Source organism: Calothrix sp. NIES-2098, from assembly GCF_963875125.1.
Classification (GTDB): domain Bacteria; phylum Cyanobacteriota; class Cyanobacteriia; order Cyanobacteriales; family Nostocaceae; genus Aulosira.
In genome coordinates, this window is the sequence record NZ_CAWNKJ010000001.1 from 5541669 (window position 1) to 5566040 (window position 24372).

Here is a 24372-nt window from a genome sequence, read left to right on the forward strand (position 1 = left end):
TGGTAAAAGCATTCCTGACTACGACTTCATCGCCACTTTCCACGCGATCGCTTAAACCAAATCTTGCTTGTAAACTTGCTTTAAAAACTAATTTACATCAGCAGTGAACTAAAAACGCCTCTTATCTCCCAAGGATTGATATATTTGCCCAAAATCATTGTTGTGGGACTACCTACGAAATTACAAGGCTTTCAAGACTTAATTCACATTAAACGTAATTCATAAACAACAATACTTCTGGTCTGTAGCGTAATTCGTACCTCAAAAAGTAAACTTAAAAGAGTTATAGTCACACATTTAAGATTGTTTATCTTCTCCGCTTCCGCGGTGCATTTAATTAAACCCCATGTTAGAAGGCTCTATACTCCAACAATTAGAAAGTATTCATCGCCGTAGTAGTAGACCAATTAGATTCGGGGTGTACTACAAAAATACCCTAGTTGCCCTGTGTCATGCCTTAGAAGACCACATCCTCCAAGACGATGGCAAACCCTTAGTAATTACTGCCTTCCAACAAGGTAAATGGTATCTTCAGGAAGCAGAAAGATATGCAGACATCGCCAAATACAGCGATGAGATTGTAATTATGGCAGCCCCCGATGCAGGCTTTGCCGAACATCCCACCAGCTTACTATCTAATGTAGACTTGGTAGCTTTAGATCCAGCCGATCCGGTAGCCCAGGAATGGCATTTAATTATTCTCTCGCCTAAATACACAGCAATGGTAATTTGTCAAGAATTATCAGAAGCTGATTATGGTAGTGCTGGGCTACCTGCATCCGATGTAGAGCGTAAATTCTATGGCTTATGGACATTCGAGCCAGAGTTAGTTAGAGAAACAGCAGAATTAGCGATCGCTCATATTAGACCATACAATCCACAATTAGCGGACAAGCTGACGGCTCACAAAGATTCGATTCAGCCAAGTCTTGTGACTCCAGAAGACTTGAGTGCAGTAGTCTCCCGCGTTGTAGATTACCTGCAAACAGGGCAAGAAAATTTATCTCTTCCCACAGCGCCGCGTCAACAAGTGCTAGATCGCAACTTGGTTTCTAATGAAATCCAGGCATTCTTGCGGATGGCGCAATTGATGGATCTGGCTGATATCAACAACCCAATGGCAGCGGCGGAAGTTGTAGCCCTCTCAGAAACAATTGGTCAGCTGTTAAATCTCCCGGCATGGCAGATTAAAAGATTACGTCTTGCTGCTTTATTACACCGCATAGATCCGTTACAGAAAGCAGAAAGCGTTCTTGTACCTAGTTCTACACGTTATCACGAAGAAACACCCAGTATTCCTTTAAGCTGTCCCTTAGTACCAGGCGCACAAGTATTGCGAACCATGCCCAGGTTACGAGCAGTTGCTCAAATTATTACTCATCAAACAGAGTGGTGGGATGGTACAGGAGAACCAGCCGGTTTAGCTGGAGACGAAATTCCCCTAGAGTCAAGAATTTTAGCCTTAGTCGCAGACTTTCAATGGCGAGTCAACCAGAAAAAATCTTCCCAAATCAGCCGAGAGGAAATTTTTACTCAAGCTTTAGATGAGTGCAAACAACAATCAACTCGCTTTGACCCTAAACTTTTAGATACCCTATCTTTGTTAGTCATGGGTTTGCAACAGGGACTCGACTTACCTTTAATAGAAACTAAAGTCACTGCTGGAATGTGGCTAATTGATTCCCGATGGGATAGTCAAAGTAAGACTAGTGAGGAGATTGGTACTTACCCACAATGAATATCGAAGCCATTAAATCAGGAAATATTAAACAACTGCCAGGAGCAGATTTAGAAGACGAGGAACTCTGTCAGCTGGATTTGAGCCGCATCAATCTTGCAGGCGCTACCCTTGTTGGCACCAATTTCCGTGGTTCCAAACTCGAAGGTGGGCATCTAGAAGGTGCGAATTTAATGGGAGCAAATCTCCAAGCTACTGACTTACGGGCAAACCTCATGGGAGCAAACCTCATGCAAGCCGATTTGACAGGTGCTGACTTGCGCGGTAGCAATTTACGTGGTGCTAACTTCATGGGTGCGACACTCAGCGATGTGTGTTTAGCTGGTGCTTTCTTAAGTGGTGCCAATTTAATGAATGTGAATTTGCAAGGCGTCGATTTGCGAAGCGCTGACTTGCGCGGTGCTAATCTGACAGGAGCAAATCTAAAAGGTGCAGACTTGACACGCGCCGATTTGCAAGGGGCATTATTGAGTCAAGCAAATCTTGAAGAAACCGACTTACGCGGAGCAAACTTAGCAGGAGCGAATTTTAGTGGTGCAAATTTATTGTGTGCGGAATTGGAAGGTGCGAATTTGAATGGTGTAAATTTGGATAAAGCTTGTGTAGTGGGAACAGTTGTTGACATAGTTTAATGAAAATTCTTAACTGTTCTCTGTCGCATCCACAAAGCCAATATACTCATAAATAAAACCCCCATTAGACCTTGCAAAGGATTATTATTTACTCCAGTAACCCAATCAGGAACTTGACCAGAATATTTAATTAATCCACCAACATTAATAATGTAATAGCCCCAAACTAAACCACCATGTAAACCAATGGGTAAGCCAAGGCGTCCTCTACGCCAACGCTTTCCCCATACCTGCGTTAACCCCAAAAGTACTAAAGCTGGAAATTGTGGCAATGTGTGAATAATTGCCTCTAGTGGTTTAATAAAGTGCAACGCAGCAAATAAAATTGCATCTGTCCATAAAGAAACACGTGGGCTGTAATTCCGTTGCAATTCATTCAACAACCAACCGCGGAATAACAACTCTTCAGCAAATCCTACCCCTGAACCCACAATTAAACCTTCTAAAACTACTTTTAGTAAAAAACTATGAGGTTGTTGCCACACCAACCAACCTAAAGAACCTTGCAAGCCAAATAACGTTAATACACTAATTAGTCCAATAGCCAAACCACGCAGTAAATCTACGCCGTTGTGTCTAGAAATTTCTAAGCCATAACTCTGTAGTATATGAGGCTCTTGGTAAACATACTTACCCCATAACTTTAATAGAAAAATAAACTCTACATATAGCAATAACATTGTCACGATACTTACTAAGTTAGAATCATGCACTAGTAAGTAAATTGGTGTAGCGAACGGCAACCATAGCAATAGTAAAGCCAAAATAAAACAACCCAGCCTAAGAGGGGCAGGGTGTTGAGCTAGATGGACAAGGTTAATTTTCATGCTATATAAGTCAGCAGTTATAACTCAACATTCTAGATGTAGACTCATAACTTATGACGCATACTTATTCATCAGGTTCAATCGTGCTACTCAAACCATGACTTTTCAAAGTTTCACAGTAGAATTCCGCGTGTTCCTGAGCACAAGTAATCACTAAAGCTAGCCCGTTAGTATGGGCTTCCATCATAATGCTAACAGCCTGGGGCTGGGTGAGGCTCGACACTGTGGTCATTAGTACCTGTACCACGTACTCCATAGAGTTGTAGTCGTCATTATGGAGCAAAACGCGATACCGAGGCGCGAGCTTGCGGGATGTGGAACGCTTCTCAATGGTTTCGACTGACACTGCTCTTTGCTCTTTTTTCCGTTGATTTACTACAACAAAGTCCCTGTAAGTGCGATCGCTTAACAGTTATTTACCTATTCTATAGCATTTACATACAGATGCCGTGGCAGGAAAAATTTTTGCTGACTGCGTTTGATTGCTTGGGAAATGTACAATCAAAAAATAGTAGGTGCAAAAGTGCTAACCTAATGTTACTGCTGTTTCTCCTCAGAATAGCCCACTCTCAGTTTTAACATTCAAGTAACTACAATATTATTCTTGCTGCCTCAAGCTGCGTGATTATGGACATGAGCCTAGACTTTCAACCAGGACAAATTGTGTCTTTAAAGCATGGCGACATGAATCTTTATGCAGAAGTTATCCAAGTCGTCATCTCCCGCCAATTATGCTGGGTACGTCCTTTAGTGCTAGTCAATTTTACTCTGGAACCACCCCAGATAACTGACTTACGCGATGCGTCTGACTTATTATGGCCTGTAAATTTATTTCACCCAGCCCTAGATACCGAAGTCATAACGATATTGAGTCAGGTTTTGGTCAAAGAACCCAAAAATGAACCAGACTCAGCTATTAAGCAGCAACTCCATCAGTTTATAAACTTGGTCTGGCAGGGATATCAAGAGGAATTAGGGAGTAAGAGCTAGCAGAGAAGGAAGACAAGGGGGAAATTAAGTAATACCCATGCCCTAAGCCCCATACCTTGATTAAGCGTAGCGAATATTGGCGTTCTTAAGGCGTTGAATTGCTTCATGCATTCGTTCATCAGCTACAGTTAGAGCAATCCGAAAAAAGCCTTCTCCAGCTGCTCCATAACCGTTACCCGGAGGCACAAGAATACCACATTTGTCAAGTAGTAAGTTGACAAATTCAGCGGAAGTATATCCTGAGGGAACAGGTACCCAAACGTAAAGAGTTGCTTGTGGCGGCTGAATAGGCCAACCTAGAGATTGCAGTCCTTTAACGATGATGTCTCGGCGATTTTGGTACACAGAAATTACAGATTGGAGTTCTTCATCATTGGTAGAATAAGCCGCGATCGCACAGGCTTGTATTGCCTTAAACACTCCAGAATCAACGTTACTTTTGACCTGTGTCAAGCCTTGAATACCGAGGGCATTTCCGACTACAAAACCAATCCGCCAACCAGTCATATTGTAAGATTTTGACAGACTGTGAAACTCGATCGCTACATCCTTTGCGCCTGGAACCTGTAGCACACTGGGCGGTTTATAGCCGTCGTACGCCATTTCTGAGTAAGCATTATCGTGACACAGCAAAATATCGTACTGCTTGCAGAAAGCTACCAATTCCTCAAAAAATTCTAGTGTTGCCAATGCCCCTGTAGGATTATTAGGATAGTTTACCCACAACAGTTTGGCTTTGCGAGCAACTTCTTCAGGAATCGCATTTAGATCGGGTAAAAATTGGTTTTCTGCCTTCAGCGGCATTGTAAAAGACTCACCACCAGCAAATATCGTCGAAGTCCGGTAAACAGGATAACCCGGATCTGGTATTAGAGTGTAATCTCCCGCCTCCACAAAGGCTAAAAAAGTATTGTGAATCGCTTCCTTGGAACCAATAGAAGAAACAACCTCTGTATTCGGATTCAAATCGGCTACTCCAAACCGTCGTTCCATCCACTTAGCGGCTGCTTCCCGGAATTCTTGAGTACCTTGATAAGGTGGATAGTTGTGAGTGGAGGCGTCATCTATCGCCTCATGCATTACCTGGAGTATATGATTTGGAGTCGGTTTATCTGGATCGCCCACCGCCAAATTGATAATATCAACTCCCTTGGCTACAAGTTCATTTCCTTTGCGGTTAATCTCAGCGAACAGATAGGGAGGAATTTTTTCTAGGCGTTTAGCGAACTGCATGGCGACTTGTTACTAATGCAAATGTTGATGCTCATTAGCACAGTTTACGCCAGAGGAGGGAAATAAATATTCAACTTGCAAAAAAATACCCGCGATGGTATCAACCTAGTTATCAGTGCTTTGATCTTACCAAGATTATGTTAATAATCCTTAAGTTATATAACTCTAGATGGAGATAAAAGTTGCTCTGTTGAGCGATAGTTTATTACTATCCTAAACTCGGAACTAACTTAATTCGCCCAGCATCCATCTCTGCCATTAATAATTCTAGAGCTTCATAATCAACATCAGATATGTAACCCCTTTGTGTCAATTCTAAATTGATTTCATTTTCAATTTCAGGGGTTAATTTTTTAATATCAAGCGCCTTTTCTACCAATTGACGAATTACGTGCGTAGTTCTCATAAAAGATCGGCCAATTTCTATTTGCTATTAATTATCCAAGATATAGTCTGGTATAAAAAGTGATCTAAATACCTATACAACTGTGATCTGGATCACAATGTATCTCCATATATTTTTCCCATCAAGCTCAACATTTGCCGCTGTTAAGCACAGGGTACAAGGAATTTTACCTAATAGCTAACCTTAGTTTAAATCAGACTGCACTTTCAATAAAAATAGCTCACTCCGCATACCTACGGATGTTGATTTTGTTCTTTGGCTTGCTATGTTGATTGTTTTTTAACTGCCCAGAAAAAAAAGTATATTTACATACAATTTCTCTAGTATTTATGACAATCTTTAAACAGAGGTGGTAAAGCAATAAAGATTCAGCAAAGAAACCTAAGACAAATGGCCGATGTTCTGAAAAAAAGTTTATGTTCAAATAAATCTAAGCTTTATGGTTCAATAACTTTAATTAGGATTTCTTTATGCAAGCGGTACTTAAATGTCCAAAAATTACAGTTATTCGTCCCCAAGGTTGCTTAAATGCCACCAACGCTTTAGAACTTGAACGGGATCTGACTACAGCGTTAACGCAAGATGATACCTCTATCTTGTTAGTGGATTTGGCAGCAGTGGAATCCCTAGACAGTGCAGGTTTGATGGCATTAGTATCTGCACTCAAGTTAGCTGGAAGTTTAGGACGAACTTTACAGCTGTGCTCTGTTTCTGGCTCTATTAGAATTATTTTTGAGTTAACACAACTCGATCGGGTATTTGAGATTGTTTGATATCCTCAGTAATAGCAGTATAAACTGATGCAGGCAAACAATACTGCTATCAAGTAGAGGAAAAATTATGTAACAGAATTGTAAGTTGCCGTAAACAATTCTGTATAGAGACCTAATCAATGCTATCGTTGGAGGTGAGTAGCTGTAATTAAGTGAGCTAGAAGATAGCACAGTGGCTGTTGCAGTTGAAAAATTAATCACACCAGATATTTTAAAGCCAGCGCGTTACCTAGGTAATGAGCGTTTAGCAGTACACAAACCTTGGGAAACAGCAACAATACGCTGGGTATTAACCTATCCAGAAGTATATGAAGTTGGATCGTCCAACCTAGGACATATCATTCTCTATAACATCTTAAACGCCCAGCCGCGGCAGTTATGCGATCGCGCTTACCTACCAGGTCAAGATTTGTCAGCGAAACTACGACAAACAAATACACCGTTGTTTGCTGTCGAGTCTAAGCGCTGGCTAACAGAATTCGACATTTTAGGTTTTAGTCTCAGTTATGAACTGGGAGCGACCAATATCCTAGAAATGTTGGATTTGGCGGGCATACCTTTAACATGGCAAGAACGGACAGAGGGTAATTACCCCTTAATTTTTGCTGGAGGACAGACAGCAACATCCAATCCTGAACCTTACGCTGACTTCTTCGACTTTATCGCCTTGGGAGATGGTGAAGAACTATTACCAGAGATTGGTATGGTTTTGGAACAAGGAAAACAAGCAGGATTGAACCGTAAGCAATTGCTGCTGGACTTGGCACATATACCAGGGGTATATGTTCCCCAGTTTTATGGGATGGCAGAGGATGGTTCAGTTCATCCCTTAGTTCCAGATGTGCCAAAAAGAATTCTGCGGCGAGTTGCTACACCTATACCAGCTTATTCTATAGGGCTAGTTCCCTATGTCCAGACAGTACACGATCGCTTGACAATTGAAATTCGCCGTGGTTGCACCCGTGGTTGTCGCTTTTGCCAACCCGGAATGCTCACTCGACCAGCAAGGGATGTCGCACCAGAGAAGGTAGTGGAAGCCATTGAAACTGGAATGCGGGAGACAGGTTACAATGAGTTTTCCTTGCTATCCCTGAGTTGCTCTGATTATTTATCCCTCCCCGCAGTCGGGATGGAAATTAAAAATCGTTTAAAAAATGAAAATATAACCCTGTCGCTTCCTAGCCAACGGGTAGACAGATTTGATGAAAATATTGCTAACATCCTTGGTGGTACAAGGCAAGGAGGACTGACTTTTGCCCCTGAAGCTGGAACCCAGCGAATGCGGGATATTGTCAATAAAGGACTGACCAATGAAGAATTGCTTAGGGGTGTAAAAACAGCCTGGGAGCAAGGTTGGGATAAAATCAAGTTGTATTTTATGATTGGCTTACCTGGTGAAACTGATGCTGATGTTATCGGCATTGCAGAAACGGTAAGTTGGTTACAGCGGGAGTGTAGGGGAAAAGGCAGAAGACCGCTAAACTTTAACTTGACAATTTCTAACTTTACTCCTAAGCCCCATACACCCTTTCAATGGCACTCAGTTTCTACTGCTGAATTTGAGCGCAAGCAAAAGCTTCTACGGCAAGAATTCCGCCGAATCAGGGGAGTAAAACTAAATTTTACTGATATCCGGATTTCGGCAATGGAAGACTTTATTGGCAGAGGCGATCGCTCTTTAGGAAAAGTAGTCCGGCGGGCTTGGGAATTGGGTGCAGGGATGGATTCTTGGTATGACAGTGTAGATAAAGCTTTTGCAGCTTGGGGGAAAGCGATCGCGGAAGCAGATTTGGACTGGAAATACCGTCAAATAGAAAAAGGTGAATGGAATTTATTTCATACTGTTAAGCAGCAAGGCAGTGAAACAGAGGAAGATGAGACAGATGGAGAAGTATTATCCTCCTCATCTGGCTTACCCTACTCCCTCGATATTCCCTTACCTTGGGATCACATTGATACGGGCATTGACAAACAGTGGCTGAAAGAAGATTTACAACGTGCCCTAGAAGCCGCAATAGTACCAGACTGTTCCTTTGAAGGTTGTTCTCATTGCGGTGTCTGTGGTACTGATTTTGGTCACAACATCGTCATTGAGCCACCGCCTATACCCGAATTCGCGGGTGAGTTTGTGCCCAATACCACCAAAATACAACGCTTGCGTGTTTGGTTTGGGAAACAGGGAGATATGGCTTTAGTCAGCCACTTAGATTTGCTGCGCTTATTTGACCGCGTAGTCCGACGAGCAGGCTTACCAGTGGCTTTTACTGGTGGTTTTCATCCAACTCCGCGGATTTCTGTAGCTAATGCCTTAGCTTTGGGTGCGACTAGCAAGGGTGAAATTGTTGATTTTGAGTTAACTCAGGTAATGGACGTGGATACTTTTCGAGAAAATCTTGCTCGGGAGTTGCCCACAGACATACCTATATATGATGTCGTGCATTTAGATTTAAAAGCTCCCGCAGCTAGCCAGGCAATTGTCGCAGCAGAGTATTTAATTACCGTCTCAGCTAATGAAACTGCAACACCTGCACAATGGCAAAACTGGATTGAGCAAATTCAAGCCAAAGAAGAAATTGCCTGGGAACAAATTACCAAGTCAGGTAAGCATCAGGTAGTAAATCTGCGCGATCGCTTGTTTGAACTGGAATTAGTAGCAACTAATAATACTCAAACTGAGTCTACAGCCAGACTGCGTTATGTGGGTAGCTGTCGTCCAGATGGTGTGTCGTTGCGTCCCGAGCAAATTCTGTTTATGCTAGAAATAGTGGCTGGCACAGAATTTATTTTGTTGCATATCCAGCGCGAACGGCTAGTTTTGGGTATATAATCCGTCAAGGGTAGCTTGCTAGTAGTTGCCCTAATGTGGTACATCGTGGGAATTGATTTTTGGCAAGGTTGCGTTAGAATGAGATGAAGAGAAATTTTCTGGCGCTGCATTGAATCAGCTGGTTCACTACCCTGTTAGGGGTCAAAAGCAAAGATATTAGAGTGCAACTTCTAGGATTTTATCCCAGAAAAACTGAGGCAGGTTAAAGAACACACTCTCTCTTTAGCTATTTAGTGAACTTAGTAATTAATAACAAGCTCGTCGGCAACTCTTCCTCTATGCTTTTAAAACAACTGCTCGATACCTAATACCTTAAGGGTGAAGGTATAGCATCAAAAATCAACCACAGATGGTTGATGCAATTGCTTAAACATATGCAGCCTTTTTGGAATAATCGCGCGTGTAAACGCAATCACAACATCAATAGCTCTCTAACTCTGAGCTTAGATTCACAATTTTTATTACCAGCACCACCTTTTAAGGATTACAGGGGCGAGAGGCATCACAAACCTCCTTTACCAGTTAGTGCTGCCAATTTTTGAGGAAATTGAATGCCAAAGCAAATTATTATCGCGGAACAGCATCAAATTGCTGCTGTCTTTTCAGAAGATCAAATACAAGAACTTGTTGTAGCCACAGGTCATCACCAAATCGGTGACATATACCTAGGTGTAGTAGAAAATGTATTACCAGGTATCGATGCAGCTTTTGTGAATATTGGCGACCCAGAGCGTAACGGTTTTATTCATGTAACTGACTTGGGGCCGTTAAAGCTCAAACGTACAGCAGCAGCTATTACAGAATTATTAGCACCACAGCAAAAAGTGTTGGTGCAAGTGATGAAAGAGCCAACGGGGACAAAAGGCCCAAGGCTTACAGGTAATATCACCATGCCCGGACGTTATGTAGTCCTCATGCCCTATGGTAGGGGTGTGAATTTGTCCCGGCGGATTAAGAGTGAAAGCGAACGTAACCGACTACGGGCACTGGCAATTTTAATCAAACCCGCCGGCATGGGTTTACTGGTGCGTACAGAAGCGGAGGGTAAGCCAGAAGAAGCAATTATTGAAGATTTAGAACTATTGCAAAGGCAATGGGAAGCTATTCAACAAGAAGCTCATTCTACCCGCGCGCCAGCATTGCTGAATCGAGACGATGATTTTATTCAGCGCGTATTGCGAGATATGTACGGCGCAGATGTGAATCGCATTGTGGTCGATTCCAGTACTGGTTTGAAACGAGTAAAACAGTATTTGCAAAACTGGAGTGGTGGACAAACACCGCAGGGATTGTTAATTGACCATCATCGCGATCGCTCGCCAATATTAGAATACTTCCGCATTAATGCCGCGATTCGCGAAGCCCTCAAACCTAGGGTAGACTTACCTTCTGGAGGCTACATTATCATTGAGCCTACAGAAGCATTAACAGTCATAGATGTTAACTCCGGCTCATTTACGCGATCGGCAACAGCCAGAGAAACAGTACTGTGGACTAACTGCGAAGCCGCCACAGAAATTGCCCGTCAGATGCGTCTGCGGAATATTGCTGGAGTTATCGTTGTAGATTTCATTGATATGGAATCGCGACGCGATCAACTGCAAGTTCTGGAACACTTTAACAAAGCTCTGAAAGCAGACAAAGCTCGTCCGCAAATTGCCCAACTCACCGAACTGGGTTTAGTAGAACTTACCCGCAAGCGCCAAGGTCAAAATATTTACGAATTATTTGGGGACACTTGTCCAACGTGCGGTGGTTTAGGACATACAGTGCGTCTGCCTGGAGAAACTGAAAGCAGATTGCCCACACCAACAGAAATTCCTGAGCGTTTCGTATCTCTGCCGCATCGAGAACCACGAGAACCGCGTCTGCCAGTTGCGCGCACGCCCGAACCACGGGAAAGCTACGATGGATTTGGGGAATCATTCGATAGCGAAGCTGATTTGGGTGCTTTGCATTTGATGAATCATCCCAGCTATCAAGAACTGAGCGATCGTGATAAGCGCCGTACCCGTACTCGTCGCAGTCGGATTGGCATTGGTGGCGCGAATGGCAAAGATGAAGGTCGGGTGGTTAGCAATCCTCTAGCTTTTGGTACTGAGTCAGATCTGGATATTGATGCAGATAGCGAACTAGCTACAACACCAGAAATTCCTGCACCAAATCTGAACAAACAACCTTGGACTGACAGAGCAGAACGGACTAAAATTACTAAAGCAGAGCCAGTCAAACCAGTGGTAGAACCACCGGAGATTAGAACTGTAGAAATGACCCTAGAAGAGCAGGATGTTTTTGCTTTAATGGGAGTTTCTCCCTTGGTGAAGTTAGATAGGGAAGTGAAAAATCCCAAGTCTGTAATTATTAATATTGTTCAACCAGGGCAACTTCCAACTCAGCCTCCAGAACCAGCGTTAGATGCTGCTAGCCCCGACAGAACCAGCAGTGAAGTCATTGTAGTCAAAGTGCCTACACCACAACTCGATCTAGAACCGAAATCTTCACCCCAACCAGTAATTGAACCATCAGGATTCACTGCGCTTGCAGATGAAAGCGAAGCCAGTAGCGCTTCTTCCGCCAGCCGTCGCCGTCGTCGTCGCTCTTCTGCGGTAGATGGAACAGAAGATAGTTAAGCTAAATGATGATGGAGACAGAGCAAACTGCCGCAGATAGTTGGTTGCTTCCACCCCAAAGCGAATTGAATTGGCTGGAATTGTCTGCCTTATCAGGTACTTCCGGCATAGCAGGTGTGGATGAAGTAGGACGAGGTGCTTTATTTGGCCCTGTGGTTGCGGCAGCAGTCATACTACCCGATTGTGCTTTGCCAGAACTGCTAGCAGCTAAAATTAAAGATAGTAAAAAGCTGTCTAGTTCTCGCAGAAAGCAACTAGCACAACAAATTTGTGCATCAGCAATAGATTGGAGGATTGGCTTCGCTTCTACTGCTGAAATCGATCGCCTCAATATTTTGCAGGCAACACTGTTGGCGATGAAGCGGGCTGTGCTAAAACTGAAAGTACAGCCTGCACTCTGCTTAATTGATGGTAATCAGTTGGTAAAAGACTTGCTATTACCGCAACAAACAATAGTTAAGGGAGATGAGCGATCGCTCAATATTGCCTCAGCTAGTATAGTGGCTAAGGTTTGGCGGGACGAACTGGTGCTGCGTCTAGCATCAAAGTACCCAATGTACGATCTTATACGTAACAAAGGTTATGGTAGCCAAAAGCATTTACTAGCACTGCAACAATACGGCCTATCACCATTGCACCGCAAGTCTTTTCGTCCTTGCCAATTTTAATACTGAAAAAGCCCTGCATTCTTCGGCTGTCTTGAATTAGAGAATGTTCAAAGGTAGGGTATTAACTATTTTGCTTGATACTAAACCATTGAACTATTACTCTATATTCAAAATTGGTAACTCTTTACTGTCATCATTAAGCCCTTGTTCTTTTGTTTGAATAATCGCCCAACGGCGGTAATCTGCTAACAGTTGATGTAGCAGTCGTTGCTTTACTGTCAACAGTACACTCTTGAGTAAACCATTACCAGTAGCTTCTAAAATCGGTTTAGGAGTAAAGGAAAATGGGGGTGGTAGTTCCACCTCTACTTCTAAATCGGCTTTGCCTTGTAGACGAGTCCCCGTGCTAATTTGAGATGGTGATAGATAGCCTTTTAAATTGAGAGCAAAACGTTGATTAATATACTCAATACCTAAAATTTCACAACCGACAGAGCGCAAATAAATAGTGCCATGAGATTCTGCCCATACTCTCATGTCTACAGTTGGTTGAATACTCAGTGACAAAAAACTTAGAGGACGCATTTTTAATCGAAATACTTCCTCAGAAAGCTGCTGAATGCGATTCGGATCGACTAAAGCATGAACTAGACGTTGGGGTTGACGTAAGTAGTGCTGAATGGGAATAGGCTGCTTGGGAACTGCTATTTCAACAGATTGAGAAGCTGTAAACCGGGTAGTCATGAGTGATAAATATGTATGTTGTTTAATTTTAATATTTTTTAAAAAACTAAATTTAGTTGCAAAAAAGTTTAAACTCTTTTTTGATTATAAAAATTATTGTTGCTCATAAACTATCGTTTATGGGTAGAACTTGATAATCTCATGAGTATCTTGAGTTAGAAAAATATCTCAAGCAATCATCGAAATTAATTATTGACAAAATAGAAATAATATGTAAGAGAAGGAAAATATTAAATATTACAATTATTCATCAATCTTGTGAAAGATTTGAGAAAAGTGAAACGCAATGTATTTCAGGAAATCTAGTTGTTAGAGTGTAATTTCTCAAAAGTAAAAACCGAACTCTGTACCTGTATTTTTAATCAAATTTCTCAAAAGTAAAAACCGAACTCTGTACCTGTATTTTTAATCAAAATTGTACCTCAAGGCTAAAGCATGACATTATCGATCGCACATTTAGGACCTCCTGGCACTTACGCAGAGCAAGCAGCCGTTTTTTATGCTAACTGGCTGAAGCAAACCACAGGAGTTGAAGCTACTTTATGTCCTTATCCGAGCATTGCCCAATCACTCCAAGCCATTGCTGAAGGACAGACCAAGTTAGCTGTTGTGCCAGTGGAAAATTCTATTGAGGGCAGTGTGACCATGACAATGGATACACTATGGTTGTTGGATAGTTTACGAATTCAGTTGGCTTTAGTCTTGCCCATTACCCATACCTTAATTTCTTGCGCGACAAGTTTAGAGAGTATTAAAACTGTTTATTCACATCCCCAAGCTTTGGCTCAATGTCAAGGATGGTTAGGGCGCTTTCTCCCCACTGTGCAGCTGATTCCCAGCAATTCTACAACCGAAGCATTGCAGCTTCTTAAACCAGACATCACATCTGCGGCGATCGCATCTATGAGAGCAGCTGAACTCTATAATCTACCTATACTTGCTACTGCTATAAATGACCACCCAGAAAACTGCACCCGCTTTTGGGTAGTTAGTCAAGCTCAAACAGAAAATTCACACCACACATCTTCGACAAATACTACTCATACATCGCTGGCTTTTAGTTTACCTGCGAATCTACCTGGGGCACTTGTTAAACCCTTGCAGATATTTGCACAACTAGGGATTAACCTTAGTCGGATTGAATCTCGTCCAACAAAGCGTTCTCTCGGAGAATATTTATTTTTTATCGATTTAGAAGCAGATGCAAATACACTAAAAATGCAATCCGCTTTGGCAGAATTAAGCAGCTACACTGAAATCTTAAAAATTTTTGGTAGCTACAATATTCTCCCGATCGCAACATAACAGCCAGTTGACTATTAACTCACAGCTTCTGGTTAAATGTGTCTTTGAGAACAGTACGGGCTGCCAAGTGATTGCGTGTAGAAGTTAGAATTTCTGATTCCCTTTCTAAACGAGCCGCCGTATCGCGCATTTCCAATAATGACTGCTGCTCTGCGGCAACACCATAAAGGTTACTTGCTACCCAATAAGATAATTCTGTGGGTAGATCGGGGACATCTTCTGGTAGCTCAATGTTTTGTTCGGTTAACTTAGCTGAAAGACGCACAACATCTCGTAGCAGCTGCTCTACTTCCGAAGCTAAAGGTCGCAAATCCTTGGTTGGTGGCTGGTCTTCAATCCACTCGACTAAACCCACTCGGTAAGGTTTTTCTCTGATATATTCTAGAACCCGGAATCTTTGCTGCCCTAAAGTTAACATCTTCATCCGATCGTCTGGCAATCGCTGGTAATGAATAATCTCTGCACAACAACCAACGTTTGCAATCGTGCCTTTGACTGGATCGACCATCAAAACGCCAAACCTGCGATCGCTTTCTAGAATCGTGTTCATCATGATTCTGTAGCGAAATTCAAATATATGCAGGGGTAAGGGTCTGCTAGGAAAAAGAACTACATCAGGTAACGGGAACAGAGGTAGTTCGCGAACTGCAATTCTAGAAGAGGATGCCATAGTTACTTAGGTATAAAGATAATCTTTAAGATTTAAAATGCTCTGCTTCTCCCGTAATTTGTTTACATTCTATCATTTGTTTTCTAGCTAAATAAAAAGCCCTGAGATGGATTACTTCAGGGCAATGTAAATCTTACTACTAGAGTCAAGAGTCAATGGTCAAGGTGAAAGTTAATTACTCTGGACTATGGACTTTTGACTGTTGACTTTAAAGTTTTACTTCAATGTCTACCCCGGATGGGAGATCCAGCTTCATCAACGCATCAATAGTTTTGGAAGAAGGCTGATAGATATCAATGATTCGGCGATGGGTGCGAGTTTCAAAATGTTCGCGGGAATCTTTATCTACGTGAGGCGATCGCAGCACACAATAGATCTTACGTTTTGTTGGTAAAGGAATTGGCCCGATAGCTGTGGCGTTAGTGCGGTTAGCGGTGTCTACAATCTTCTCGCAAGATGTATCCAATAAGCGACGATCGAAAGCTTGTAAGCGGATTCTAATTTTCTGCTGCTGTAGAGTTGCCATCTTTAGTTTTCTAGGTTCTGATTAATTAGAGGAATGGATACTGAAGAATAAAGAATTGATAAGAGCCAGGATAATAATTTTACCCTATACTTCTTCTCTAAAGGGAAGAGAAAGGAGCAGAGACTTATTGTCCTATCTCTGCTCCTTTTGATGAGGATCAAAAAGTGCTATTTGATGATCTTAGAAACCACACCAGCACCGATGGTACGACCACCTTCACGAATCGCAAAGCGCATCCCTTGCTCAATCGCAATTGGGTTGATCAATTCTACAGTCATTTTGATGCGATCGCCTGGCATTACCATTTCTGCCGTACTGCCATCATCAGAGGTGAAGGCTTGGATTGTGCCAGTTACATCTGTTGTGCGTACATAGAACTGGGGACGGTAGCCAGAGAAAAATGGTGTTTTCCGACCACCTTCTTTTTCCGTCAGAACGTAGACTTCACCTTCAAATTGAGTATGAGGTGTAATCGAACCGGGTTTAGCTAACACCATACCCCGTTCAATATCGGTCTTTTGGATACCGCGCAGTAGTACACCTGCGTTATCCCCTGCCATACCTTCATCGAGACTCTTCTTAAACATCTCGATACCAGTGACGGTGGTGTTACGGGTGTCTCTAATACCCACCAACTCAACCACATCACCGACCTTAACTTTACCGCGTTCAATCCGGCCTGTAGCAACAGTACCACGACCTGTGATGGAGAATACGTCTTCTACCGCCATCAGGAAGGGTTGATCGACAGCCCGTTCTGGGGTGGGGATGTAGGAGTCTACAGCATCCATCAATTCGTAGATTTTATCTACCCACTCATTCTCGCCACGCTGGGTCTTAGGATTCTTGGTCATTGCTTCTAAAGCTTGGAGACCAGATCCTTTGATAATGGGGATGTCGTCACCAGGGAAATCGTAGCTAGAAAGCAGTTCACGCAGTTCTAGTTCTACTAGCTCTAGGAGTTCTGGGTCATCCATCAAGTCTTCTTTGTTTAAGAAGACAACCAAGCTGGGAACGCCTACCTGTTTTGCTAACAGGATATGTTCGCGGGTTTGGGGCATAGGGCCATCGGTAGCAGCAACTACAAGAATGGCTCCATCCATCTGCGCTGCACCAGTGATCATGTTTTTCACGTAGTCAGCGTGTCCGGGACAGTCTACGTGAGCATAGTGACGATTTTGGGTTTCGTACTCAACGTGAGCTGTATTGATGGTAATACCCCGCGCCTTTTCTTCTGGTGCGTTGTCGATTTGGTCGTAGCCTTTAGCTACAGCTTGGCCCAGAGCTGCCAAGGTCATGGTGATAGCTGCTGTTAATGTTGTTTTACCGTGGTCAACGTGGCCAACAGTACCGATGTTAACGTGGGGTTTGGTTCTTTCAAACTTTGCGCGTGCCATGAATGCTCGTTTCCTTTTTTAATTAAGCGTTCCCTTTGCTTTTTGCAATGATTGCCTCAGCCACGTTGCGAGGCACTTCGTCGTAGTGGCTAAACTCCATTGAGAAGATGCCCCGACCTTGGGTTTTAGACCGGATATCGGTGGCGTAGCCAAACATTTCTGCCAATGGGACTTTAGCAGTCACTTTAGCAAGACCTTGCTCAGATCCCATACCCTCAATTTGTCCCCGACGGGAGTTGAGGTCGCCCATGACATCGCCCAGGAAGTTTTCTGGAACTTCGACTTCGACTTTCATCATAGGCTCTAACAGGACGGGCGAAGCTTTGTGTGCCGCTTCTTTCAATGCCATAGAACCGGCGATTTTGAAAGCCATTTCTGAAGAGTCTACATCATGGTAAGAGCCATCAACTAAAGTGGCTTTCACATCAATGAGTGGATAGCCAGCTAAAATCCCGGATTCGCAGCATTCTTTCATTCCTTGTTCGGCAGGGCCAATGTACTCTTTCGGTACCACACCACCCACAATCTTAGAAACAAATTCAAAGCCGCTTCCTGGTTCACCTGGTTCCAAATCGATCACAACGTGACCGTATTGACCCTTACCACCACTTTGACGGATAAATTTACCTTCAACTCTAGAGACTGGTTTACGAATTGTTTCGCGGTAAGCTACTTGGGGCGCACCCACATTTGCTTCCACTTTAAATTCACGTAACATCCGGTCTACGAGAATTTCTAGGTGTAGCTCTCCCATCCCTGCAATCACTGTTTGGTTGGTTTCAGGATCGACGCTGACGCGGAAAGTCGGGTCTTCTTCTGAGAGGGATTGCAACGCCTTGGATAATTTATCCATATCGTTCTTGGTTTTGGGTTCAACCGCCACCGAGATTACAGGCTCAGGGATGAATAGAGATTCCAGTATGACTGGCGCACCTTCATCACTTAGGGTGTCTCCTGTCAAGGTATCTTTCAAACCTAACGCTGCGCCCAAATCTCCTGCCCGCATTTCTTCGACATCTAGCCGTTCATCTGCTTTTAAAATCACGAGGCGGGAGATCCGTTCTTTCTTATTCTTGGTTGCGTTGAGAACGTAGCTACCCTTCTTCAGGACGCCAGAATAAACGCGGACAAAGGTTAGGCGACCGTATGGGTCAGCCATAATTTTGAATGCCAAAGCTGATAAAGGTTCGTTATCATCAGCCCGACGTTCAACGGTATCACCGTTAGGCAAAGTGCCTTGAATTGCGGGGACATCAATTGGTGCTGGCAGGTAATCTACAACTGCATCCAGCATCAGCTGTACGCCCTTGTTTTTGAAGGCTGAACCACAAAGTACTGGAACAATCGTACCTGCGATTGTTCCTTTCCGCAGTGCAGTTTGAATTTCCGCTTCTGTAAGTTCTTCGCCCTCGAAGTACTTAGTCATCAAATCGTCATCGGTTTCTGCTACCGCTTCGATGAGTTTGGTGCGGTATTCTGCTGCTTGCTCTTGCAAGTCGGCGGGAATCTCAGTTTCCTGAATATCTGTTCCCTGATCGTTGTTGTAAATATAGGCACGCATCCGTACCAGGTCAACGATGCCTTTAAATTCGGTTTCGCTACCAATTGGCAGTTGAATGGCAATAGCATTTGCTCGCAAGCGATCGCGCATTTGCTCGTGAACTCTGTAGAAGTTCGCGCCTGTGCGATCCATTTTGTTAATAAAGGCTATCCGCGGCACTTTATAGCGGTCTGCTTGACGCCACACTGTTTCCGATTGGGGTTGTACACCACCTACAGAACAAAATACGGCGATTACACCATCCAACACACGCATGGAGCGCTCAACTTCGATAGTGAAGTCAACGTGACCTGGAGTATCGATAATGTTAATTTGATGATCTTTCCAGCTGGTACTAATAGCAGCAGCAGTGATGGTAATACCTCTCTCCCGCTCCTGTTCCATCCAGTCGGTGACGGCGGTTCCTTCGTGGACTTCGCCAATCTTATGAATTATCCCAGAGTAAAACAATATTCTCTCTGTTGTTGTTGTCTTGCCCGCATCTATATGCGCCGCAATACCGATATTGCGTACTCTCTCTAGCGGGATCGTACGTGCCACAGTAGCCTCCTATAGTTTTTGCCTCATGATATCTTGTATATTACTCTTTGTTAAGATTCTATACTTTTACGGAAAACCGTCTTTTTTGAAAATCCGCGATATATCGCTGTTATGCCGATATATCGCTTCATAAATTTAGTAACGATAGTGAGCAAAGGCTTTGTTAGCTTCCGCCATGCGGTGTGTTTCTTCCCGCTTGCGAATAGCGTTTCCGGTTTCGTTGGCAGCATCCATTAACTCATTGGCTAATTTGCCAGCCATTGTCCGTCCGGGGCGAGAACGAGAAAATTGTACCAGCCAACGTAGTGCCAGGGTTGTACCTCGTTCTGAACGCACTTCCATTGGTACTTGGTAAGTGGCTCCACCCACCCGGCGGGCCTTCACTTCTACTAACGGCGTTGCATTGCGCACTGCTCTTTCAAAGGTTTCTAACGCCGGATTACCCGTGCGTTCTTCAATAGTTTTTAGGGCATCATAAACGATACGTGCGGCCAGTGATTTTTTTCCATGACGCATTACCCGCCGCATTATCATACTAACGAGGCGGCTATTATAAACTGAGTCAGGCGGAACTGGGCGCCTTTGACTAACACCACGACGAGACATACTTCACCCTTAATTCGGTTTTGGCAACGAAATTATATGCTATCAGACACCGGAAACTAAAAGCGGTACGAACCGCCGCTCAAACTTCCTCAATTTTTCTTTTACAGATGCAGCCAGGTAAACATAATTCACTTGTTACCTGACACCAGATAAACAAGGCGACAACATTAATAAACCTTAATATCTAGATTAAAGCGTTGCTGTCACTTTATCCAATTCGGATCAAAAGTTCCTACACTTGCTCGCTTAGTGCAGGACTTGATTTGTTGATACAGATACAAGAAGTATAACTAATGCTGCGATCGCGAATACCCTTTGTTTGTCCCTGAGCTATTCTAGGTTAGACGATTAATCGTACTTTGATGCGATTAATCGCCTAGTTCCTATTTTTTCGCTTCTTTTGGACGCTTTGTTCCATACTTGGAACGGCCTTGTTTGCGGTCTTTCACTCCGGCTGTATCTAAGGTGCCACGGATGATGTGGTATCGCACACCTGGTAGATCCTTAACCCGACCGCCACGAATCATCACAACTGAGTGTTCTTGTAAGTTATGACCAATTCCTGGAATGTAAGCTGTAACTTCAAATCCAGAAGTCAGCCTGACTCTTGCCACTTTCCGGAGTGCTGAGTTAGGCTTTTTAGGCGTAGTCGTGTATACCCTGGTACAAACACCCCGACGTTGGGGACATTGTTTCAGAGCCGGAGACTTGGTTTTCTGACGCGCTTTTTCGCGTTCATTACGTATGAGCTGCTGTATAGTTGGCATGAGTTACAGCGCGTGAAGCTGCTTAGGGTCTAAGTTTTAACAAATCCTAATTATAACTTTTTTCAAGATTCCCTGTCAATTAGTATTTCTCAGTAATTTAAGGGTTATTGAATGTTTTGGACTATTGATGATTGATTAAATATTCTTGAGTGAAGTCGAAAGAATTACCACAACCACAGGTAGCGATCGCCCCTGGATTTTGGAAGCGAAAGCCACCACCCATCAGATCTTCTGAATAATCCACTGTTAACCCATGAATATATTTTACACTTTCTGCATCTACAACTAATTGGATGCCATTCAAGTCAAAAGTGCGATCGCCTACTTTTGCTGTTTCATCAAATGACATTTCATAAAACCACCCAGAACAACCACCAGCTTTAATTGCTAATCGAAATAGAACATTTTGCGGCTGCTTTAACTTTAATCGCTGAATTTCACTAGCCGCGGCTGGACTCAACTGAATCATAGAATTTATTGTAGTCATTTTAAACCCCATCTTTAGAGTATTACAGATGGGTTGATATGGTGATTGAGGTATGAAGAAGGAAAGTGAAGAATTACAGAGGAAAATAACGCAAAATCCCACCTGACAACCAAGTGGGATGAGTGAAAATATTGCTAAGTCAAAGTAATTTAACGGTTTGGCTCGCTATTACGAGCATAATCGTCTTGATAACGGATAATATCGTCTTCACCCAAATACTCACCATTCTGTACTTCAATTAAAACCAAGGGAATTACACCAGGATTCTCCAGACGATGAGTTGTACATTGAGGTACATAGGTTGACTGATTGTTACTTAACAAAACTTCTTTTTCACCACAAACTACCCTAGCTGTACCAGAAACAACAATCCAGTGTTCGCTGCGATGATGATGCATTTGCAAACTGAGGCGATGTCCCGGCTTAACTTCAATGCGTTTGATTTTATATCCGCGCCCCTCTTCCAAAACTGTAAAAGAACCCCAAGGGCGTAACTCAGTAGCTGCAACGCCTCTGGAATTAATGGCTGGCGGTAAGGGCAGAGTGTTAGTTTGTGTTGCTTCTGAAAATTGAACCATAGTGACCTCGTTTGGAGATATAACAAACCGTCTGTACTCTATGAACCATTGATGAAAAATCTGGCGTTATCTTGCAGTAGCGAAAATCTGTAATTGAGCCGCACTTTGCCCAACATAGCAAAATCAACTTTGATGCTGTAAAACTCCATTCATTAAACTACTGCGTCTATATGAATTCTTCATCAATCAAAATCCCAGCTTATTCTCAACTTTAAAAACAGGCTAGAGATTGGGAACGGGCTCTGGGGGACAAGGGAGCAGGAGAATTGAAATACTTGACTTTTGACTTTTGACTCTTGACAAATGCCTTAATTTATTGCTTCTGTTCCAGAAAAATACCAATGCCGTTATGGACACGTGCAGCAGTACTGGGTGAACGGTCAATGAGTTGTCCTCCTAGGTAAAGACTGGTAGAACTACCACCGTCTAAATTTAGAGCATCTACACAACCTAGAAGTTGCATGAGTTGAGCATGTTCCGCCAAAGTAGGGCCGGGGCCGCTAGCACGATTATGTACGGCAGCAATCATCAAATTCCCTGTGCTATTGGTGCAAATGCCGCTACGGATTGCTTTTTCGGCAATAAAGGCATTGCTGAATTTTTCGCTTTTAGCATCAAGGACAATTTGACGATTTTTTACCAATAGTGGCCCAGCACCGATGATGTTGGAATAACGGCTAAAGTTACTAGGTACAGTAGTGCTGGTAATGCTGAGTGCAGTACCAATGGGCAATTGTGCAGCTGTATTCACAGCGTTACCGCGTAAGGTTAATAGATAGCCATCCTGAGGTACAGGAAAGTTGGTTTGACCGGCTTTACCGCCTGGTAACTGATTAGTAACTTGGTCTTTTTGGACAGTGAGGATAATTTCGTTATCTGTTAGGGGAGTGTAAGTTGCTCCCCAAACTGGGGTGTAACGAGCAATACCACTTTGTACATAAGCACTGTTGAGAAAGAGAATTGGCAACCTCAGGTTATTTGAAGCAATTAAAGTTTCTTCTAATGTGAGACGATCGAAATAAAATTGTCCAGAATCATTCCAAGCGATCGCTCCACGGTTGAGTATCGGCCCTGACACCCATTGACCATCCTGACGAATTGCACCCAAAGGCAAGCGATTATTGCGGTTAAAATAACCACCATTAATTGCTGCTGCTGCTGAATATTTTGGTGCTATTTGCATTAAGGGAGCAGTACCAGCTAGAGAACTGAGGTTACTGCGCATCGGTTTCAGTGTTAACCCAAAGGCGCGTGGATTAATTTCTAACCAAACGATCGGAAAGCGTTCTTTACCTAAATTGAAAAACTGCTGTCGCCATTGCAATCCTCTAGCCCAAGCAATATTTTTCTCTACCAGTGCATCAGGACGAATCTCTATAACTAAGCGATTAGGGTTAGCGAGAGTACTAATCCGAGGAGCCATACCAAAAGGGACGCTCAAACTAATCACTGTTTGGTTATTGACTACCTCGACTTGCTTAATTAATGGTTCTGATTCTGGAGTGGGCGCTGGTGATACTGGTATTGGTAATAATTGTTTGAGTGGATTTAGCAGTGGTGTTGTTGGTATCGGTGCAGTTGGGAGGGGCGTATACCGTTGTATCAAAGCGGGGTCAGCTATTCCATCTAAGCTAACTTTCCAAATTCGATTAGGGATTTTAGAGGGTTTAGGTGTTGGCGTGTCAGGATCTTGAGGACTTTTGACTGGTAACTCTTGTGATACTTGCCAAGGAGTTGGGCGATCTAAATCTACAAAGATGCGAGCCTCCTTTGGAGGAGCTTCGCTAACGCCCACAGGTTGTTGACTTTGAATAATTTCTTTAACTGTCGCTGCTGGCGTAGAAATCACCAAAATATTGCCATTAGCTTGAATCTGCCAGCCTGCTTTTTGGGCAAAATTAGTAATATCTAAATAGCGGTATCCTCTTTGCAGCCAAGCGCCTAGAACTACTGGCGTTTTACTTGGTGAAAACCACTCAACTGGTTGTCTGACAGGCTCGTTAGTATTTAATAAATCTACTCCTATTAACTGCCTGAGTGCGCCATCACTAAGATAAATTGTTGCTCGATCCGCAGTTCCTGGACGCTGCAACCAAGCTCCTGATAAAGTACGCCCATTTAGGGAAATTTGATTACCAGAGGTCAATACCCTAGAGGTGGGAACTGTTGGCATCTGAGACGTTAAATTTGGCGATCTGGTCAGCGTGGGTAACTGCTGTGCATTCGTTGCACTGGTAGTATATAAACACAGTGCTGTGGCAATAATTGGTGAAATATTAGTCCAAAAAACTCGGCTATGACCCTGATTTACAAAAGCAGTAAGGTATTTTGGTCGATCGCTATTTGGCATTTTCAACATTATTTACGAGGTACTTTGGAAAGCTATCACCCAAGAGCTAGGTTCATTGATGATTTAAAATTCCTAAAAAATCACGATCTGAGCTTTACTCAAACGTGATAATATATATGATGGCTTGCTATCTCTTGTAGAAACAAACAAGTATTTCTTCATCAAACTACTGCAACT

At 43.1% G+C, this 24372-nt stretch carries 22 protein-coding genes; 8 read left to right on the top strand and 14 right to left on the bottom strand.

Annotation, left to right across the window (positions count from 1 at the left end):
- Positions 1-346 precede the first annotated feature (346 nt).
- On the top strand, positions 347-1738 hold the full coding sequence (locus tag AACU33_RS23280) for a DICT sensory domain-containing protein (RefSeq protein ID WP_096590982.1): 1392 nt from the start codon (positions 347-349) through the stop codon (positions 1736-1738).
- Positions 1735-2370: a pentapeptide repeat-containing protein gene (locus tag AACU33_RS23285; RefSeq protein WP_096590984.1), complete on the top strand. Its 636-nt coding sequence runs from the start codon at positions 1735-1737 to the stop codon at positions 2368-2370. Before AACU33_RS23280 ends, AACU33_RS23285 begins: the two co-directional genes overlap by 4 nt.
- Here AACU33_RS23285 and AACU33_RS23290 read toward each other — a convergent pair.
- Both AACU33_RS23290 and clpS read right to left on the bottom strand, forming a co-directional pair.
- Positions 2367-3197, bottom strand: coding sequence for a CPBP family intramembrane glutamic endopeptidase (locus AACU33_RS23290; RefSeq protein ID WP_096590986.1), 831 nt, complete (start codon positions 3195-3197; stop codon positions 2367-2369). The genes AACU33_RS23285 and AACU33_RS23290 overlap by 4 nt on opposite strands.
- Positions 3198-3261: 64 nt before the next feature.
- Positions 3262-3543, bottom strand: coding sequence for an ATP-dependent Clp protease adapter ClpS (gene clpS / locus AACU33_RS23295; RefSeq protein ID WP_096590988.1), 282 nt, complete (start codon positions 3541-3543; stop codon positions 3262-3264).
- 281 nt (positions 3544-3824) lie between these two features.
- On the opposite strand from clpS, the gene AACU33_RS23300 reads away from it, so the two are divergent.
- Complete coding sequence (locus tag AACU33_RS23300; RefSeq protein WP_339376236.1) at positions 3825-4187, top strand: hypothetical protein; 363 nt, start codon at positions 3825-3827, stop codon at positions 4185-4187.
- Between the two features lie 60 nt (positions 4188-4247).
- Here AACU33_RS23300 and AACU33_RS23305 read toward each other — a convergent pair whose 3' ends face one another.
- A complete protein-coding gene (locus tag AACU33_RS23305; protein ID WP_096590990.1) occupies positions 4248-5420 on the bottom strand; it encodes a pyridoxal phosphate-dependent aminotransferase in 1173 nt (390 codons plus the stop codon).
- Positions 5421-5628: 208 nt separating this feature from the next.
- Positions 5629-5826 carry a hypothetical protein gene (locus AACU33_RS23310; RefSeq protein WP_096590992.1) on the bottom strand — a complete coding sequence of 66 codons (198 nt, stop codon included), beginning with the start codon at positions 5824-5826 and terminating at the stop codon, positions 5629-5631.
- 470 nt (positions 5827-6296) lie between these two features.
- Between AACU33_RS23310 and AACU33_RS23315 the strand changes: the two genes are divergently transcribed.
- From AACU33_RS23315 to AACU33_RS23330, 4 genes are all read left to right on the top strand, one after another.
- On the top strand, positions 6297-6599 hold the full coding sequence (locus AACU33_RS23315; RefSeq protein WP_096590994.1) for an STAS domain-containing protein: 303 nt from the start codon (positions 6297-6299) through the stop codon (positions 6597-6599).
- A gap of 172 nt (positions 6600-6771) precedes the next feature.
- Positions 6772-9426, top strand: a complete 2655-nt coding sequence (locus AACU33_RS23320) for a TIGR03960 family B12-binding radical SAM protein (protein WP_096590996.1) — start codon at positions 6772-6774, stop codon at positions 9424-9426.
- 551 nt (positions 9427-9977) lie between these two features.
- A complete protein-coding gene (locus AACU33_RS23325; RefSeq protein ID WP_096591000.1) occupies positions 9978-12056 on the top strand; it encodes an Rne/Rng family ribonuclease in 2079 nt (692 codons plus the stop codon).
- Positions 12057-12064: 8 nt separating this feature from the next.
- Positions 12065-12724 carry a ribonuclease HII gene (locus AACU33_RS23330; RefSeq protein WP_096595359.1) on the top strand — a complete coding sequence of 220 codons (660 nt, stop codon included), beginning with the start codon at positions 12065-12067 and terminating at the stop codon, positions 12722-12724.
- A gap of 96 nt (positions 12725-12820) precedes the next feature.
- On the opposite strand, the gene AACU33_RS23335 is transcribed toward AACU33_RS23330, so the two are convergent.
- Positions 12821-13408, bottom strand: coding sequence for a DUF1997 domain-containing protein (locus tag AACU33_RS23335; protein WP_096591002.1), 588 nt, complete (start codon positions 13406-13408; stop codon positions 12821-12823).
- A gap of 435 nt (positions 13409-13843) precedes the next feature.
- On the opposite strand from AACU33_RS23335, the gene pheA reads away from it, so the two are divergent.
- Positions 13844-14713 (top strand): prephenate dehydratase, encoded by an 870-nt coding sequence (gene pheA / locus AACU33_RS23340; protein WP_096591004.1) that lies wholly within the window; start codon positions 13844-13846, stop codon positions 14711-14713.
- A gap of 19 nt (positions 14714-14732) precedes the next feature.
- Here pheA and AACU33_RS23345 read toward each other — a convergent pair whose 3' ends face one another.
- From AACU33_RS23345 to AACU33_RS23385, 9 genes are all read right to left on the bottom strand, one after another.
- Entirely contained in the window at positions 14733-15383 is a 651-nt protein-coding gene (locus tag AACU33_RS23345; RefSeq protein WP_096591006.1) for an LON peptidase substrate-binding domain-containing protein, read from the bottom strand.
- Between the two features lie 208 nt (positions 15384-15591).
- Positions 15592-15909 carry a 30S ribosomal protein S10 gene (gene rpsJ, locus AACU33_RS23350; protein WP_010998474.1) on the bottom strand — a complete coding sequence of 106 codons (318 nt, stop codon included), beginning with the start codon at positions 15907-15909 and terminating at the stop codon, positions 15592-15594.
- Between the two features lie 167 nt (positions 15910-16076).
- Positions 16077-17306 carry an elongation factor Tu gene (tuf, locus tag AACU33_RS23355; protein WP_096591008.1) on the bottom strand — a complete coding sequence of 410 codons (1230 nt, stop codon included), beginning with the start codon at positions 17304-17306 and terminating at the stop codon, positions 16077-16079.
- A 22-nt stretch (positions 17307-17328) separates the two neighbouring features.
- The gene (fusA, locus tag AACU33_RS23360; protein ID WP_096591010.1) at positions 17329-19407 is read right to left on the bottom strand and encodes an elongation factor G; all 2079 of its coding nucleotides are present in this window, start codon (positions 19405-19407) and stop codon (positions 17329-17331) included.
- A 135-nt stretch (positions 19408-19542) separates the two neighbouring features.
- Positions 19543-20013, bottom strand: a complete 471-nt coding sequence (gene rpsG, locus AACU33_RS23365) for a 30S ribosomal protein S7 (protein ID WP_096591012.1) — start codon at positions 20011-20013, stop codon at positions 19543-19545.
- Positions 20014-20396: 383 nt separating this feature from the next.
- On the bottom strand, positions 20397-20780 hold the full coding sequence (gene rpsL, locus AACU33_RS23370; RefSeq protein WP_086687982.1) for a 30S ribosomal protein S12: 384 nt from the start codon (positions 20778-20780) through the stop codon (positions 20397-20399).
- A gap of 121 nt (positions 20781-20901) precedes the next feature.
- On the bottom strand, positions 20902-21249 hold the full coding sequence (locus AACU33_RS23375) for a HesB/IscA family protein (protein WP_096591014.1): 348 nt from the start codon (positions 21247-21249) through the stop codon (positions 20902-20904).
- Between the two features lie 167 nt (positions 21250-21416).
- A complete protein-coding gene (locus AACU33_RS23380) occupies positions 21417-21845 on the bottom strand; it encodes a phosphomannose isomerase type II C-terminal cupin domain (RefSeq protein WP_096591016.1) in 429 nt (142 codons plus the stop codon).
- Between the two features lie 313 nt (positions 21846-22158).
- Positions 22159-24195, bottom strand: a complete 2037-nt coding sequence (locus AACU33_RS23385; RefSeq protein WP_096595360.1) for a phosphodiester glycosidase family protein — start codon at positions 24193-24195, stop codon at positions 22159-22161.
- Positions 24196-24372: the final 177 nt, after the last annotated feature.

Bases quoted from the DNA above. Each gene is read 5' to 3' on its own strand.
- AACU33_RS23280 (WP_096590982.1), top strand. From the start codon at position 347: ATGTTAGAAGGCTCTATACTCCAACAATTAGAAAGTATTCATCGCCGT.
- AACU33_RS23285 (WP_096590984.1), top strand. From the start codon at position 1,735: ATGAATATCGAAGCCATTAAATCAGGAAATATTAAACAACTGCCAGGA.
- AACU33_RS23290 (WP_096590986.1), bottom strand. From the start codon at position 3,197: ATGAAAATTAACCTTGTCCATCTAGCTCAACACCCTGCCCCTCTTAGG.
- AACU33_RS23300 (WP_339376236.1), top strand. From the start codon at position 3,825: ATGGACATGAGCCTAGACTTTCAACCAGGACAAATTGTGTCTTTAAAG.
- AACU33_RS23305 (WP_096590990.1), bottom strand. From the start codon at position 5,420: ATGCAGTTCGCTAAACGCCTAGAAAAAATTCCTCCCTATCTGTTCGCT.
- AACU33_RS23310 (WP_096590992.1), bottom strand. From the start codon at position 5,826: ATGAGAACTACGCACGTAATTCGTCAATTGGTAGAAAAGGCGCTTGAT.
- AACU33_RS23315 (WP_096590994.1), top strand. From the start codon at position 6,297: ATGCAAGCGGTACTTAAATGTCCAAAAATTACAGTTATTCGTCCCCAA.
- AACU33_RS23325 (WP_096591000.1), top strand. From the start codon at position 9,978: ATGCCAAAGCAAATTATTATCGCGGAACAGCATCAAATTGCTGCTGTC.
- AACU33_RS23330 (WP_096595359.1), top strand. From the start codon at position 12,065: ATGATGGAGACAGAGCAAACTGCCGCAGATAGTTGGTTGCTTCCACCC.
- AACU33_RS23335 (WP_096591002.1), bottom strand. From the start codon at position 13,408: ATGACTACCCGGTTTACAGCTTCTCAATCTGTTGAAATAGCAGTTCCC.
- pheA (WP_096591004.1), top strand. From the start codon at position 13,844: ATGACATTATCGATCGCACATTTAGGACCTCCTGGCACTTACGCAGAG.
- AACU33_RS23345 (WP_096591006.1), bottom strand. From the start codon at position 15,383: ATGGCATCCTCTTCTAGAATTGCAGTTCGCGAACTACCTCTGTTCCCG.
- rpsJ (WP_010998474.1), bottom strand. From the start codon at position 15,909: ATGGCAACTCTACAGCAGCAGAAAATTAGAATCCGCTTACAAGCTTTC.
- tuf (WP_096591008.1), bottom strand. From the start codon at position 17,306: ATGGCACGCGCAAAGTTTGAAAGAACCAAACCCCACGTTAACATCGGT.
- rpsG (WP_096591012.1), bottom strand. From the start codon at position 20,013: ATGTCTCGTCGTGGTGTTAGTCAAAGGCGCCCAGTTCCGCCTGACTCA.
- rpsL (WP_086687982.1), bottom strand. From the start codon at position 20,780: ATGCCAACTATACAGCAGCTCATACGTAATGAACGCGAAAAAGCGCGT.
- AACU33_RS23375 (WP_096591014.1), bottom strand. From the start codon at position 21,249: ATGATTCAGTTGAGTCCAGCCGCGGCTAGTGAAATTCAGCGATTAAAG.
- AACU33_RS23380 (WP_096591016.1), bottom strand. From the start codon at position 21,845: ATGGTTCAATTTTCAGAAGCAACACAAACTAACACTCTGCCCTTACCG.
- AACU33_RS23385 (WP_096595360.1), bottom strand. From the start codon at position 24,195: ATGCCAAATAGCGATCGACCAAAATACCTTACTGCTTTTGTAAATCAG.